The 15,173-nt window shown below is 36.8% G+C and carries 14 protein-coding genes and 1 pseudogene; 4 read left to right on the top strand and 11 right to left on the bottom strand.

Annotation, left to right across the window (positions count from 1 at the left end):
• Positions 1–44: 44 nt before the first annotated feature.
• Positions 45–2,750: an aconitate hydratase AcnA gene (acnA, locus tag ACFSO7_RS08360; protein WP_377876849.1), complete on the bottom strand. Its 2,706-nt coding sequence runs from the start codon at positions 2,748–2,750 to the stop codon at positions 45–47.
• A 366-nt stretch (positions 2,751–3,116) separates the two neighbouring features.
• Between acnA and sspO the strand changes: the two genes are divergently transcribed.
• Positions 3,117–3,266, top strand: a complete 150-nt coding sequence (sspO, locus tag ACFSO7_RS08355) for a small acid-soluble spore protein O (protein ID WP_377876848.1) — start codon at positions 3,117–3,119, stop codon at positions 3,264–3,266.
• A 59-nt stretch (positions 3,267–3,325) separates the two neighbouring features.
• On the opposite strand, the gene ACFSO7_RS08350 is transcribed toward sspO, so the two are convergent.
• Positions 3,326–3,583 carry a DUF2524 family protein gene (locus tag ACFSO7_RS08350; RefSeq protein ID WP_377876847.1) on the bottom strand — a complete coding sequence of 86 codons (258 nt, stop codon included), beginning with the start codon at positions 3,581–3,583 and terminating at the stop codon, positions 3,326–3,328.
• 124 nt (positions 3,584–3,707) lie between these two features.
• Between ACFSO7_RS08350 and ACFSO7_RS08345 the strand changes: the two genes are divergently transcribed.
• Positions 3,708–3,848 (top strand): small acid-soluble spore protein P, encoded by a 141-nt coding sequence (locus ACFSO7_RS08345; protein ID WP_230494712.1) that lies wholly within the window; start codon positions 3,708–3,710, stop codon positions 3,846–3,848.
• Positions 3,849–3,955: 107 nt separating this feature from the next.
• Here the strand turns inward: ACFSO7_RS08345 and selA are convergent, their stop codons facing one another.
• Together selA and ACFSO7_RS08335 are read right to left on the bottom strand one after the other, a co-directional pair.
• Entirely contained in the window at positions 3,956–5,365 is a 1,410-nt protein-coding gene (gene selA, locus ACFSO7_RS08340) for an L-seryl-tRNA(Sec) selenium transferase (protein ID WP_377876846.1), read from the bottom strand.
• Between the two features lie 114 nt (positions 5,366–5,479).
• Positions 5,480–5,665 (bottom strand): annotated as a pseudogene (locus tag ACFSO7_RS08335) (Rdx family protein); the annotation flags it as partial.
• Between the two features lie 202 nt (positions 5,666–5,867).
• Between ACFSO7_RS08335 and selD the strand changes: the two are divergent.
• A complete protein-coding gene (selD, locus tag ACFSO7_RS08330; protein WP_377876845.1) occupies positions 5,868–6,917 on the top strand; it encodes a selenide, water dikinase SelD in 1,050 nt (349 codons plus the stop codon).
• Between the two features lie 58 nt (positions 6,918–6,975).
• Here the strand turns inward: selD and ACFSO7_RS08325 are convergent, their stop codons facing one another.
• The 3 genes from ACFSO7_RS08325 to pdxR form a co-directional block, all read right to left on the bottom strand.
• On the bottom strand, positions 6,976–7,923 hold the full coding sequence (locus ACFSO7_RS08325) for an L-threonine 3-dehydrogenase (protein WP_377876844.1): 948 nt from the start codon (positions 7,921–7,923) through the stop codon (positions 6,976–6,978).
• Between the two features lie 38 nt (positions 7,924–7,961).
• Entirely contained in the window at positions 7,962–9,149 is a 1,188-nt protein-coding gene (locus tag ACFSO7_RS08320; RefSeq protein WP_377876843.1) for a glycine C-acetyltransferase, read from the bottom strand.
• A gap of 179 nt (positions 9,150–9,328) precedes the next feature.
• Positions 9,329–10,708, bottom strand: a complete 1,380-nt coding sequence (gene pdxR, locus ACFSO7_RS08315) for a MocR-like pyridoxine biosynthesis transcription factor PdxR (protein WP_377876842.1) — start codon at positions 10,706–10,708, stop codon at positions 9,329–9,331.
• Between the two features lie 111 nt (positions 10,709–10,819).
• Between pdxR and ACFSO7_RS08310 the strand changes: the two genes are divergently transcribed.
• Positions 10,820–11,356, top strand: a complete 537-nt coding sequence (locus ACFSO7_RS08310; protein WP_483861709.1) for a pyridoxamine 5'-phosphate oxidase family protein — start codon at positions 10,820–10,822, stop codon at positions 11,354–11,356.
• A gap of 170 nt (positions 11,357–11,526) precedes the next feature.
• Here ACFSO7_RS08310 and ACFSO7_RS08305 read toward each other — a convergent pair whose 3' ends face one another.
• The 4 genes from ACFSO7_RS08305 to ACFSO7_RS08290 form a co-directional block, all read right to left on the bottom strand.
• The gene (locus tag ACFSO7_RS08305; protein ID WP_377876840.1) at positions 11,527–12,525 is read right to left on the bottom strand and encodes an inorganic phosphate transporter; all 999 of its coding nucleotides are present in this window, start codon (positions 12,523–12,525) and stop codon (positions 11,527–11,529) included.
• Positions 12,526–12,538: 13 nt separating this feature from the next.
• Positions 12,539–13,156: a DUF47 domain-containing protein gene (locus tag ACFSO7_RS08300; RefSeq protein ID WP_377876839.1), complete on the bottom strand. Its 618-nt coding sequence runs from the start codon at positions 13,154–13,156 to the stop codon at positions 12,539–12,541.
• 218 nt (positions 13,157–13,374) lie between these two features.
• Positions 13,375–13,869 (bottom strand): GNAT family N-acetyltransferase, encoded by a 495-nt coding sequence (locus ACFSO7_RS08295; RefSeq protein ID WP_377876838.1) that lies wholly within the window; start codon positions 13,867–13,869, stop codon positions 13,375–13,377.
• A gap of 152 nt (positions 13,870–14,021) precedes the next feature.
• Entirely contained in the window at positions 14,022–15,173 is a 1,152-nt protein-coding gene (locus ACFSO7_RS08290; RefSeq protein ID WP_377876837.1) for a homogentisate 1,2-dioxygenase, read from the bottom strand.

Raw genomic sequence — 15,173 nt, 5'->3', positions numbered from 1 at the left:
ATATTAAAAAACTGCCCTACAGATCTTGTAGGGCAGTCAATTTATTATGCTTTTAATTTTTCACGTAATACCATTGGTAGAATTCCACCGTGACGGTAGTAGTCGATCTCAACTTCAGAATCAAAACGTACTAGTACTTCGAATTCTTTCTTGTTGCCAGCTTCATCTGTAGCTGTCACTTTCAGAAGATCACGAGGTTTTACATTTTCGTCAACCTGAACGTCGATTAGTTCCTTACCAGTTAATCCTAAAGTATCAGCGCTTTCGCCCTCTTTAAATTGAAGTGGAAGAACACCCATTAACACTAGGTTAGAACGGTGGATACGCTCGAAGCTTTCAGCGATAACTGTTTTGATACCTAATAGGTTTGTTCCTTTTGCTGCCCAGTCACGAGAAGATCCCATTCCATAGTCTTTACCAGCAAATACAACTAAGCCTGTTCCATCAGCTTTGTATTGCATACAAGCATCATAGATCGGTGTAACTTCGCCAGTTGGCCAGTAAGTTGTTACTCCACCTTCTGTACCAGGAGCGATTTGGTTACGGATACGGATGTTAGCAAATGTTCCGCGCATCATTACTTCATGGTTACCACGACGAGAACCATAAGAGTTGAAATCACGAGGCTCTACTCCGTTTTCTAATAAATATTTTCCAGCTGGTGTATTTTTACCAATTGCACCTGCAGGAGAAATATGGTCAGTTGTAACGGAATCTCCAAATTTAGCTACAACACGAAGTCCTGATAAAGGTTTTACTTCACCTGGCTCTGCTGTTAATCCTTCAAAGAATGGAGGATTTTGAATATAAGTAGAGTTCTCATCAAATGTATATAATGGCTCATTGCTAGTTTTGATTTCGTTCCAACGAGCGTTATCACCAAATACGTTTTCATACTCTTTACGGAATAATTCAGGAGTTACTGTTTGTTTTACAACATCAGCTACTTCTGCAGTCGTTGGCCAAATATCTTTTAAGAAGACATCATTGCCATTTTTATCTTTACCGATTGCTTCTTTTTGAAGATCGATATTCACATTACCAGCAATTGCGTAAGCAACAACAAGTGGTGGTGAAGCTAAATAGTTCGCTTTAACTAGTGGGTGAATACGTCCTTCAAAGTTACGGTTACCAGAAAGAACAGATGTTACTAATAAGTCGCTTTCAGCAACAGCTTTTTCGATTTCGTCTTTTAATGGACCAGAGTTACCGATACATGTTGTACAACCATAACCTACTAGGTTAAAGCCTAATTGCTCAAGGTATGGAAGTAAACCTGAGTCACGAAGGTAACCAGTAACTACCTTAGATCCTGGTGCTAAAGATGTTTTAACAAATTTAGGAACTTCTAAGCCTAGTTCAACAGCTTTCTTAGCTACTAATCCAGCACCAACTAGTACGTATGGATTAGAAGTATTTGTACAACTTGTAATCGATGCAATGGCAACGGCACCTGTTTTCATTGCTGTTTCGTCACCGTTATCAAATTTCACAGCCACTTCTTTGTCAAGCTCATCTGCATTTAAACCAAAGCCTTGGTTACCTTGAGGAGCGCTAACCGCTTTAACAAATGCTTCTTTCATGTTAGAAAGAGGAATTAAATCTTGTGGACGCTTAGGACCAGAAAGATTTGCTTCGATTTCAGAAAGTTCGATTTCGATCACATTTGTATACACTGGCTCAACACTTGGATCAAAGAATAAGCCGTTTTCTTTGCAATATTGTTCAACTACTTGAACTTGTTCTTCATCGCGTCCAGTTAGACGTAAGTAATCAAGTGATTCTTCGTCAATTGGGAAGAATCCGCAAGTTGCTCCGTACTCAGGTGCCATGTTTGCTACCGTTGCACGGTCAGCTAATGGCAATGAAGGAACTCCAGGTCCGAAGAATTCTACGAATTTACCAACAACCCCTGAACTACGTAATACTTGAGTTACTTTTAATGCTAAGTCAGTTGCAGTTGCTCCGTTTGGAAGCTCGCCAGTTAATTTAACCCCAACAACTTCTGGAACTGGGAAATAAGATGGTTGACCAAGCATTCCTGCTTCTGCTTCAATACCACCAACACCCCATCCAAGAACGCCGATACCATTGATCATTGTTGTATGAGAGTCTGTACCTACTAATGTATCTGGATAAGCTTCTAATTCACCATCAGCATTTTTAGAAACAGTAACAACATCAGCAAGGAACTCAAGGTTAACTTGGTGAACAATACCTGTTGCTGGTGGGACTGCACGGTAGTTATTGAATGCTTTTTGAGCCCAGCTTAGGAATTGGTAACGCTCTGCATTACGTTCGAATTCAAGAACCATATTCGCTTCTAAAGAATCAGCTGTACCATATTGGTCAACTTGAACAGAGTGGTCAATAACAAGATCCACAGTTTTTTCTGGATTAATTTTATCAGGATCCCCACCCATATCAGCCATTGCTTTACGTAAAGAAGCAAGGTCTACGACTGCTGGTACACCTGTGAAGTCTTGAAGGATAACACGAGAAGGTTTGAATGGTACATCCACTTCCTTCACTTCGCTTGTTCCCCATTTTGCTAAATTTTCAACATGTTCTTTTGTAATCACGCGTCCGTCATGTTGACGAAGAACGGATTCAAGTAACACTTTAATGGAATAAGGTAACTTTGATACGTTTTTAATTCCTGCATCTTCAAGTGCAGATAGTTTGTAGTAATGATAAGTTTTGCCGTTTAGTTCAAACGAACGACGTGCATTGAAAACATCTTTTGACAAATTTATTACCCCCTTGACTAAATAAACCAAAATGTAAATGAAAGGTCGAAAAGTGTGAACATTCCCATCCATCCTCACTTCTCTTACAATTCTTATGTTAATACAACCAATTACATAAGTAAATAACAAGTAAGTTATAGATTTTGATAAGTTTTTCTTATCAAAAGTTCTTTGAATAATGGAGAATCAACTTCTCATTTATTTTTCCTTTCTATTTCATTATATCAAACCATTTTTGTAATAAAATATTTTTGCATGCAAATTTATGTTTTTATCGGGGAAGCTATTTGTATAAAGGGGAAATTTTAACATTTATTGTTGAAAAATATATTCCCTTGAACAATGCTGCATATGGAGGTGTCAATTTTGGCAAAAAGAAAGGCAAATCATGTGATTCCTGGTGCGAATGCTGCAAGTGCTCAAGGAATGGGTGCAGGATTTAATGAAGAGCTTGCAAATGAGCCGTTAACAGAAGCTCAAAAGCAAAATAATAAGAAGCGTAAGAAAAATCAGTAGTAGTGAAGTAAGCTCATGATTTTAGGTCCCTTAAATGTATAAGGGACCTGTTCTTGTATTTAATCGATATTTACTTCGTTCACCATTTGTTGTAAATCTTGTTGAAATCTTTCTAATTGTGCTCTTTGATGCTCAGAGGCAACTTCTAAAGCATTTTCAATTTGTTGGTATGCTTCATTAACCTCTTGTTTCAAATGCTTTAATTGATGACCATAGCTCGCACTATCACGAACGATCTCATGATAGAGCTCTTGAGCATCCTCCACACCTTGTTGTGCTGCTTGAAATGCTTGTTGCTTATTTTTATTATATGGCATGTACATTCACTCCTTGTTGATTTATGTAAGGTTAAATTGTGCAGTGCAAAAAAAATTATTCAAGAATTATTTGTAAGAATAAAAATAGTGCTGATTAGCATCCTAACTTTGAGGAGGGATAACAATGACTAATAAAAATGATGGAAAAGACATGCGTAAAAACGCACCAAAACAATCTGGACAACCAGAACCTTTAAGCGGCTCAAAAAAGGTGAAAAATCGTAACCATACAAGACAAAAACATAATTCACATCATGATATGTAGAAAAGCTGAAAGTCCTTTTTAACATCGAATTCGCTTGTGCAAGACATTCGATTAGAATACACAAATAAAGCTACAGGTTTTTGGCCTGTAGCTTTCGATTAATTTATCTACTTTATTCGTATTAAACGATCTAATATGATTTCTTCTTCTTCTGTTTCGACCGTTCGTAAATCAATGATTAGTTCATCATTTTGAATACGAGCAACTACGGCTGGCTGTTGTTCCGTTCTTAACTTTTTGGCTAAAGTTTCGGTGGAGAAGTTATCATGTTTTAGTGCAATTACTACGGTAGAAAGTAAAACATCAGGCATCGTTCCCCCACCTACCTGACTATAATCATCTCGTATGGAAACATGATATTGTGGTGCAGTGTTTGTGATACGATTCATCATTTTTTCAGCTCGGTTCAATAATTCTTCTTGATTCCACATCATGTCACGAAATACAGGGATATTCCTTCTTCCTTTCTCCCCTTTTAAGTAATCAAGAAGAGTTCCTTCCAAACCAGCAAGTGTCATTTTGTCGACACGGAGTACTCTGGCTAGCTGATGCTTTTTCAACCTGTCGATCCATTCTTTTTTCCCCGCAATGATTCCTGCTTGTGGACCGCCTAATAGCTTGTCGCCACTGAAAGAAACAAGATCAGCACCCATTTCAATGACTTTTTTTACAACAGGTTCTTCCCCAATGCCATGTTGACTGAAGTCATATAAGAGCCCACTTCCTAAGTCTTCGTAAAAAATTACATCTTCGTGTTTTTTCTTAAGCGCTGCAAGTTTATCTGTTTCAACCGTTTTGGTGAAGCCGATGGTTTTAAAATTGGAGGTATGTACCTTTAAGATCATCTTTGTATTTTCATTAATTGCATTTTCGTAATCGATTAAATGTGTTTTGTTCGTAGTTCCTACTTCTACTAATGTTGCTCCGCTTTCTTCCATTATGGAAGAGATTCTGAAAGAGCCGCCAATTTCAACTAATTGACCTCTTGAGACAATAACTTCCTTTTGGTGTGCAAGTGCTCGCAAAATTAAATAAACCGCAGCTGCATTATTATTTACGATCATTGCACTTTCTGCGCCCGTAAGTATTTTCACTAAAGATTCGACGTGGGAATGTCTCGAGCCCCGTTTCCCCACATCTAATTCGTATTCTAAATTAGAATAGTGTCTTGCTGTCTCAATTACATGATTAATTGCATTTTGACTTAAACGTGATCTTCCTAAGTTTGTATGTAAGATTGTTCCGGTTCCATTGATTACTCTTTTTAAAGTATAGTCAAAGCTGTGTGTCACTTTCTCTTCTAATAGAGTAAACATCTCATCTATAAATACTTTCGTATCTGGCTTAGATCCTGTCCATGTATTGTTTAATAATTGTGTACGTATGTTTTCGATAACATTTCGAAGTTGATTAGTTAGTTCATATTCATCTAGACCAGATTGATCAATTATGTCCAAAAAACGTTGATTTGCTTTCCACTCATGTATTGCTGGAATAAGGCGAAGCCACTCTTTCACAATGAAAACTCCTTTAAATATCGTTCATTTCTATTATACCACGACCTATATTCGAAAAACGATTCCTTTAACACATTAACGCATCGGGGGTCAGACCCCCGATGCGTTAATGTGTTAAAGACTTTCTATTTTTTGAATCATTTCTTGAGTGTTTGGGAATACACCTGTGTCTAACTTGGAATAAATTTTAGTTCCGTTAACCGTTATTTCGAAGGCTCCTCCTGAACTAGGCATTAGTTCTAGCTTTGGAACGTTGGCACGGAAATGGTTAAATAGTTCTTCCGCGAAACTCGCGGCTTTTGGTGCGTAGTTTCACATCATGCAGAATTCGACTTTTACTTCGTACTTATTCATTTCTTCACTCCTAAATTCTTATTTCACGAATATTCTTAATCGTGAATGTATTGATATTTTAGTACAATCATTATTTTTCCGCAAATGATTTGTTTCTATTATGCTTTAAGGACCATTTAAAGATATACTTGTCTATGGAGGTGGTTTTATGAGTGAGCAGGAAAAAATTCGCCTTACCTCATTATCAACGAAAGCAGGCTGAGGCTGTAAAATTGGTCCTGAGGACTTGGCGCAAGTTTTGCGTCTTTTACCAAAGCAAGAAGCTGTTCCAGAATTACTCGTCGGAAACGAAACATCCGACGATGCAGGAGTGTATCAATTAACAGACACGATTGCCTTAATACAAACCGTTGACTATTTTACACCGATTGTCGATGATCCATATATGTTTGGACAAATAGCTGCTGCTAACGCATTAAGTGATGTGTATGCGATGGGCGGAGAGCCGAAAACGGTTCTGAATATCGTTGGCTTCCCGATAAAAAAACTTGGCTCCGAATTATTAGCACAAATCCTAAATGGAGCGGCTGATAAAGTAAAGGAAGCTGGAGCACTAACAGTTGGTGGACATTCGATCGATGATCAAGAGCCGAAATTTGGTTTATCCGTAACAGGGATTGTCCATCCAAAGAAAGTTTGGAAAAATGTCGGTGCACAACCTGGTGATGTTCTTGTTTTAACAAAACCAATTGGTGTTGGAATCTTGACAACCGGAATTAAACGCGGTGCTGTAACGGATGAGCAAGAAAAAGTTGTAACTGAAACAATGGCGATGTTAAATAAAACAGCTGCTGAGTTGTTGAAAAAATATGATCCACATGCCGTTACAGACGTTACAGGATTCGGTTTACTTGGTCATAGTAGTGAAATGGCGCGTGGAAGTGAAGTGAGCTTTGAAATCAACCTTCAGTCGGTTCCTGTTTTAGATGGTACATATGAACTTGCAAAAAATGGTGTCGTGCCTGGCGGTTCAAAATCGAATTTAAAATGGTTGGAGAATGATATCGATTTCAGTATTTTAACTTCTGAAGAGCAATTGGTCCTTTGTGATGCGATCACTTCTGGAGGGCTACTCGTTTCCATGACTGAAGAAGCGGCATTGCATTATGTAGCGGAATTACATGTACATGGATTGGAGCATGCAGCAATCATTGGGAAAGTGATTGAAAAGAAAGAAAAGCTTATTTTTGTTAAGTAAATAACTGCAACAACAAAATCGCTTAGAGTTCACCTCTGAGCGATTTTGATTGCCAATCCTATTTTAATTTAACTGCAAGTTTTTCAAGCATGTCCTTCGTCATTTTAGCTAAATCATATTCAGCTTTGAATCCCCATTCCTCTTTTGCTGCTGTTGCATCAATGGAATTTGGCCAGCTATTGGCAATTCCTTGGCGGATAGGATCAACTTCATAAGAAATTTCAAATCCAGAGATATGCTTTTTAATTTCAGCAGCAATTTCCTCTGGGTCAAAGCTCATCGCAGTGACATTAAATGAATTGCGATGCTTTAGTTTACTCGCATCTGCTTCCATTAAGTTTACAATCGCGTTTAATGCGTCTGGCATATACATCATGTCCATATAAGTACCTTTATCAATATAAGACGTATATCTGCCATTTTTGATTGCTTCATAATAAATATCTACAGCATAATCAGTTGTACCGCCACCAGCTGGTGTGACGTACGAAATCAATCCAGGGAAACGTAACCCACGAGTATCTACTCCGAATTTATAGTAGTAATAATCAGCAAGTAATTCTCCTGCTACTTTGTTTACACCATACATCGTTGTTGGTCGTTGAATCGTATCTTGTGGGGTGTTATCCTTTGGCGTAGTCGGACCGAATGCACCGATTGAGCTTGGTGTGAAAAATTGGCAGCCCAACTCTCTTGCTGTTTCCAGTGCATTCATCAAACCACCCATGTTTAAGTTCCAAGCAAATACTGGCTTTGCTTCAGCAGTTGCTGACAAAAGTGCTGCCATATGAATGATCGTATCCACTTCATATTTCTTTGCTAAGTCGACCATCTTTTGGCCGTCCATTACGTCTAAAATTTCAAAAGGACCAGTATTGGCTGCATCACTTTCATTTTTACGAATGTCTGTCGCTAAAACATTGTCATTTCCATAAATATTACGAAGTGTACCTGTAAGTTCTGATCCGATTTGCCCTAAAGCTCCCGTAATTAAAATCTTTTTCATACATTGCCTCCATGATGTTGTCTTGAAAAATGCTTATCCTAGATAATTTCTAATTCTTTTCCTACTTTTTCATAAATAGCAATTGCTTGATCTAGCATTTCTTTCGTATGTGCAGCAGAAGGCATGTTTCTAACGCGACCAGTACCTTGTGGAACCGTTGGGAAAACAATCGCTTTAGCATAGACACCTTCTTCATATAATCGCTTACTAAATGCCTGCGTCTTTACTTCCTCACCAATAATACATGGCGTAATAGGCGTTTCACTGTCTCCGATATTAAAACCAAGGTCTTTTAGTCCTTTTTTCAAATAGTTTCCGTTTTCCCATAAGCGTTCATTTAACTCCGTGCTTTCCATTAAAATTTCGATTGATCTAATCGATGCAGCGACATCCGCAGGAGTTAATGAAGTAGAGAATAGGAATGGACGGCTACGTACTTTTAACCAGTCGATTAAATCTTTCTTCCCTGCGACATACCCACCAACTACTCCGATTGCTTTAGATAATGTTCCAATTTGGAAGTCAATTTTATCCGATAAACCAAAATGTTTAACGGTACCTGCTCCACTACCTAAAACCCCTGAACCATGAGCATCATCGACATAAGTAATAAGGTCAAACTCCTCGGCGATTTTAACGATTTCAGGAAGTTTAGCAATATCACCATCCATCGAGAAAACACCATCAGTAATGACCATTACTTTGTTGTATTGGCCTGACTCCGTTGCTTCTTTCGCCTTAGCTCTCAAATCCTCCATGTCGGAATGGTTAAAGCGAATAATTTTGGCTCTTGATAAACGACAGCCGTCAATGATGGAAGCATGATTTAATTCATCAGAAAGGATCGCATCATTTTTATCCATAACAGCAGAAATGGCTGCCATATTACAATTGAATCCAGATTGATAGGCGATGGCTGCTTCTGTATGCTTAAATTCGGCTAATTTTTCTTCTAATTTCGTATGTAATTCTAATGTCCCGTTAATGGTACGAACGGCACCTGCACCTACCCCGTACTTCTCAACAGCTTCATTTGCTACTTTTTTTAGTCTTTCGTCCGTAGCTAATCCAAGATAGTTATTGGAAGATAGGTTAATTAATTCTTTTCCTTTAATTTTGATCAATGGTCCATTTGGACTTTCTAGCGGATCGATCTCATTATATAGACCTTTACTTTTAAGATCTTCTAGGTTCTCTGTTAAAAATTGATTTAGTTTCTTTGACATTAATAGATCCTCCTTAAAAAATGTCTGTATAAGAAAAACAGCTGTTCACGTTAAATGGACAGGTGAAAACGTTTTCTTCCTTGTTATAGCAAAGGTTTTCTAAATATACTTTATCATATTTTTAAAAAATGTACATGTGAAATGGACAATTTTTTGATCATTCTTCCCCTATATATAGGTTATCCTAGCCAAGCGAATTTTAATTTTTGGACTCCTAATTCTATTTCGTATTCAGATAAACCACCATATCCAAGCATAATGGTCATTCCATCATCAATCATTGGGTTTAGCCAAAATGTATTTGTTGGATAAACTTTTACTCCAACACTTTCTGCTTTAAAAATCAATTCTTCTGCCGCTTGTCCATGCAATTGAACCAATAGATGTAAACCAGCTTTTTGCCCAATGATGTTTATTTGATGACCAAAATGGTGATTTAAACTATTTAACAGTACTTTATGTTTCATTTGATAGCATTTCCTCATTCGACGAATATGCTTAGCGAATTCACCTTTTTTCATAAATTGGTAAAGAGCTTCTTGGATGATTGGAGAAACAGATTGATTTAGAAAGTGGAATTCATTTTTATATTTTTGCATTATTGTTTTTGGTAGAACGATATAACTAACTCTTGTTGCGGGAAGAAAGGCTTTTGAGAACGTACCTAAATAGATCACCCGCTCTTGGAAGTCCAATGACTTTAAAGAAGGGATTGGTTGCCCAAGATAACGGAATTCACTGTCATAATCGTCTTCGATCAGATAGCTATTTTCTTTTTCCGCCCATTGTAAAAGCTTTTTTCGTTTTGTAATGGACAAAACCATTCCTAACGGGAATTGATGGGACGGCGTCAAATAGAGGGCTTTCGCTCCACTTTTTTCGACTTCATGTATATTTACTCCATCGTCTTCTATTGAAATTGGAATCATTTCGCATTGCTGTCTCTGAAAGACTAAACGTGCACCGTCATAACCAGGGTTTTCAAATGCAACCTTTTGATTAAATAAATGAAGCAATTGTGTAAGGAGGAGAATCGATGCTTGAGTTCCTGCACATAGAAGAATATCCTCTGCTTGACATTCGACTCCTCTAGATTGAAATAAATAAGTGGCAATTTCCTCTCTCAAGCCGATATGGCCCTGTTTGTCACCATAGGAATAATTCGTCACATTGACTAAACACTTTTTCCATTCCTTAATTGGAAATTTGCTTGCATCAATTTCACCATATTGAAAATCAATGTAAGTTTGTTCTTTTTGCGGCAAGACAGGAGAAATTTGCTCTTTTTTCGTAGTTGTTGAAATGAATACATCTTCTATTTCAACAACTATTAACCCACTTTTTGGCTTACTTTCCACATAACCTTCAGCATGCAATTGTTGGTACGCAGTTTCTACAGTGTTACGGCTAATTTTTAAATGAAGCGCCAGCTGTCTGATCGACGGTAATTTACTGTTCATGGGAATACGTTGATTTTCAATTTCATTTTTAAAATATTCATACAGTTGTACATATAAAGGTGTTGATGAATTTTCATCTAAAAAAGGTGTTCGTTCCATATTTTTTCTCCATCTGCCCCTCTTATTTTTAAAAAATCTGTCACTTTTGAATAGGTCAATTATTTTTTAAAATGATTGTAACACGAATAGTAGAAAGGTTGATGAAAAATGATGAGAATGAAAAAACTTGAATGTACGGATCAATTGAAAATTGACTCTTTTTTACAACAAACCGAAACTGGTTATTTAGGGATTTCGTATGAGGATTTCCCTTATGTTGTTCCTTTGAATTATGTTTGGTTTGACGGGAAAATTTATTTTCACGGTGCGACCGAAGGAAAGAAGATGGATATAATAAGGATAAATTCTAATGTTTGTTTTACCGTTAGTGAAAGTTATGGAACGATGGCAGATCCAGTTCCAGCAAAAACGGACACTGCCTATATGAGTGTGATGATTTTTGGAAAAGCTGAGCTATTAACGGATTTATCAAAAGCGACAGAAGTAATGCAGAAAATGTTGGAAAAATATGTGCCAAATTACTATGCACAGTCTTTATCTCCAACCCACGTAGAAAAGTACCGATCGTCTCTAGGGAGTAAAACATCCATTATAGAAATTAAACCAGAAGTCCTCTCAGCGAAAGAAAACCAATTGGTAGAGGATAAACGATTTTATCATGGGCGAAAAGTTGAGCAAGACTCTTGATATAACCGTGATCATGCTGATCTCAGTATAAAAAGGAACATTCGTTCTAGTCTGCCACACAAACCTAAATCTTAAGAAGATTAGGTAACAAGAATGTGGAGGAACCGGCTGGGAAAACAACTAGATTACACAAAAAGCCGGAACAATTGAGAGTTCCGGCTTTTTTATAATTAAAAAATTAAATTTAACAGAAAATATACAAGTGCAGCTAATGTTGCTGAGATTGGTAAGGTAATTACCCATGTTACTAACATTCGTTGGGCTGTTCCCCATTTTACCCCTTTTAAGCGATGTGCAGATCCTACTCCTAAAATCGAGGAAGAAATAACATGTGTTGTACTAACAGGCAAATGAATGTATGTGGCACCGAAAATGATCATTGCTCCTGTTAAATCAGCAGCTACCCCATTAACTGGGCGAATTTTCATGATTTTTCCACCAACCGTTTTGATGATTCTCCATCCACCTACAGAAGTTCCAAGTCCCATGGCAAGTGCACAGGATACTTGAACCCATGTTTGAATATCTGTTGATTGCTGATAATTGTTTGCAATAAGAGCCATCGTAATAATCCCCATTGCTTTTTGCGCATCATTTGTTCCATGTGTATAGGATTGTAATGCAGCAGTAGCGATTTGGACAAATCGAAAATTACGATTCGTTTTCGTTAAATTATTATTTTTAAATACGATCTTAAAAATACTGTATACAATATATCCTGCGACGAAGGCAATGATCGGTGAAAAGATGAGTGCCTGCAATATTTTTAAGAATCCAGCATAATTTAATGAACTGAAACCTGCTGCAGCAATGGCAGCCCCGGCGATTGATCCAATAATCGCATGGGAAGAACTACTCGGTATTCCATAATACCAGGTAATTAAATTCCAGGCGATTCCGGCAATTAACGCAGCTAGAATGACAAGAGATCCGTTTTGCAATGTGAATGGATCCACAATATCTTTTGTAATCGTTTTCGCTACACCTGTAAAGGTCATAGCACCTAGAAAGTTCATGAACGCAGCCATGATGATCGCATGGCGCGGTTTTAAAGCCTTAGTTGAAACTGCAGTGGCAATAGCATTTGCTGTGTCATGGAAACCATTAATAAAGTCAAATACAAGAGCCCCAATGACAACTAAAATCGTAATGATTAATAGAGAGTCCATTTAAATAAGCTCCTTATGCATTCTTCATAATGATCGTTTCAAGAGTGTTTGCCACACCTTGACAATGATCAGCAATTTCTTCAAGGTTTTCATAAATTTCTTTATATTGAATAATGCGAATTGGATCTTTTTCAGTAGCAAATAATTGCTTAATGGATTGCCTTAAGATACCGTCACATTTTGATTCATAGTCTTTAATAATGATCGCATGCTCACGAATTTGGAGTAATTTTTTATTTGTTAATAGTTCAATTGCCTTTTCAATTTCAATAACAGCATTTCGAATGGCATCAACCATTTTTAACATATATTCGTCTGCTTGAATAATCGAATACATTTCAAATAGTGCAGCTGTGTGTTCGAAACCATCAAGAACATCATCCATACTCATCGCTAGATGTAAAATGTCTTCTCTCTCAAGTGGTGTAATAAAGGCGTTGTTTAAATCTTTAATGACTTCATGAACAAAAGAATCGCCTTTCGTTTCATATTCTTTCATTTTTTCGAAAAAGATTTGCAAATCGCTAACATTTTTAAGTTTATAATCAGCGAAGTAATTAGCACCTTCTTTTAAATTAACTGCAATCTCACTTAATAATACTGAAAATTTGTCTTTTTTCTTAAAAGCCATTATTTTGTAACCCCCATTTTTTAACCCAGTAAAATGATTTTTAGCCAAGCTTAACCATTTTATACGAAAAATGTCGAAATTGAAAAGATGTTGATTTAAAAATTTACAAAATCTTAACATTCGCATTTACAATTGCAATATAATTACCTGTATATTGGATTTTTAATCACTAAAAAAGACGGTTATTAACCGTCATATAAAAGTATGTACTATTTTAATTATTTCATTACAGTGCTTGTTAATCCTGAAGTGTCAAACTCCTGTATCGAACGACGTTTGTCATCGTAGAATTCGGTGTATTGCCCATTTGTATATTCATTTATAACCTTTCTCCAAAAGGCTTGTGCAGGGTAGTTGTTGTGGATTTGGGTAATTTGCCATTTTCCTTGAAATAAATCAAAGATTTGTTTTGCCGCGTCTGCACCATATCCTCTCCCATTATATTTTTTTACAACAAAAAACTCATTGATTGAATGCGGCTCATGATCTACACCTGTTTCTACTAGAGCAAATCCGATTAATTCATTTTCTAGTTTTATAAAATATGCATGAAATTGCTCATCTTCCCAATACTTATTTAAATCGAACGGACTGTATGCACCATTCTCTTCTAGTTTAATAGCAGGAATAAACTTACTAAACTCATAAATATAAAACTGCATGATATGATGTAAAATCGCTTCTTGTTCTTTCTTTACTTTTTCGATATTCACGATTACTCCAACTTTCTACTATTAAATTTTACAATTAGTCTATTACATAATTCGCCAGAACTTCCTTTTTCAATTAAACTGTATCTTAGAATAAGAATCAATTATTTTAGTATAAAAAGAAGCCCCAAATAAGCATTAGGGGCACTTGTTTACTATATCCAACTATACATATAATTTGGATCTTCAATATCTACAGCCTTTTGAACGACTTTTAATGGCTTAAATGTATCGATCATGACTGCTAGCTCTAATGTTTCTTTTTTCCCGATGCTCGCCTCTGTTTTTCCAGGATGAGGTCCATGTGGTATTCCACTCGGATGTAAAGTAATGGATTCCAATTGAACCCCTTTACGGCTCATGAAATTCCCTTTAACATAGTAAAGTAGCTCATCACTGTTAACATTGCTATGATAGTACGGAGCAGGGATTGCTTCAGGGTGATAGTCAAATAATCTTGGCACAAAAGAACAGACGACAAAATTATGCCCCTCAAATGTTTGGTGGACTGGTGGTGGTTGATGGATTCGTCCCGTAATTGGCTCGAAATCCTCAATATTAAAGGCCCAAGGATATAAATAACCATCCCAGCCGACAACATCAAAAGGATGATGGCCTAATACATGCGAATGCAGCGCTCCTCTTGATTTTGTAATGACTTCGAACTCACCTTGTTCGTCTATCGTTGTTAAGCTTTCTGGACCGCGAATATCGCGTTCACAAAATGGACTATGCTCTAATAACTGGCCATATTCATTCCGATATCTTCTTGGAGTAGTGATTTGGCTAAATGATTCGATGAATAAAATTTTCGTCATTTCATTCGCATCAGGTATTACTTTATATATGGTACCAATTGGAATAATAATATAGTCACCTGGTCGATACGTAATGATACCAAACATCGTTTCAATCTTTCCTGTTCCATAATGGATAAAAAGCATTTCATCGCCATCGCCATTACGATAGAAAGTTTTCATTTCTTTATCAACATGGATGGTTCCAATTAATAAATCACTATTCCCTAACAAATATTGTCTCGCTTCTAACGCATCACCTTTCTCCGAAATTTTCGTAGTCATCAAATGACGATGGTTTAATGGCTGTTGATCTTCATAAACAGGTAAATAACTACCGATATATTCTGATTTTACTACCTCTGTAGGCATATAGTGATGGTATAAAATCGATTGTGTACCTGAGAACCCTTTTGTTCCCATTACCTGTTCTCTAAATAGAGATCCATCTTCCTTTTTAAACATGGTGTGACGTTTTCGAGGAATTTCCCCCAAATGACGATAGTACAT

This window comes from Bacillus sp. CGMCC 1.16607, assembly GCF_042683745.1.
Taxonomy (GTDB): Bacteria; Bacillota; Bacilli; order Bacillales; family Cytobacillaceae; genus Pseudoneobacillus.
The sequence above is the reverse complement of the archived record's forward strand: the minus strand, read 5'-3'. Positions and strand labels throughout refer to the sequence as shown.

Coding starts and splice junctions, on each gene's coding strand:
- ACFSO7_RS08350 (WP_377876847.1), bottom strand. CDS start 3,583: ATGCCATATAATAAAAATAAGCAACAAGCATTTCAAGCAGCACAACAA.
- ACFSO7_RS08345 (WP_230494712.1), top strand. CDS start 3,708: ATGACTAATAAAAATGATGGAAAAGACATGCGTAAAAACGCACCAAAA.
- ACFSO7_RS08325 (WP_377876844.1), bottom strand. CDS start 7,923: ATGAAAAAGATTTTAATTACGGGAGCTTTAGGGCAAATCGGATCAGAA.
- ACFSO7_RS08320 (WP_377876843.1), bottom strand. CDS start 9,149: ATGTCAAAGAAACTAAATCAATTTTTAACAGAGAACCTAGAAGATCTT.
- pdxR (WP_377876842.1), bottom strand. CDS start 10,708: ATGGAACGAACACCTTTTTTAGATGAAAATTCATCAACACCTTTATAT.
- ACFSO7_RS08310 (WP_483861709.1), top strand. CDS start 10,820: ATGAGAATGAAAAAACTTGAATGTACGGATCAATTGAAAATTGACTCT.
- ACFSO7_RS08305 (WP_377876840.1), bottom strand. CDS start 12,525: ATGGACTCTCTATTAATCATTACGATTTTAGTTGTCATTGGGGCTCTT.
- ACFSO7_RS08300 (WP_377876839.1), bottom strand. CDS start 13,156: ATGGCTTTTAAGAAAAAAGACAAATTTTCAGTATTATTAAGTGAGATT.
- ACFSO7_RS08290 (WP_377876837.1), bottom strand. CDS start 15,173: ATGTACTATCGTCATTTGGGGGAAATTCCTCGAAAACGTCACACCATG.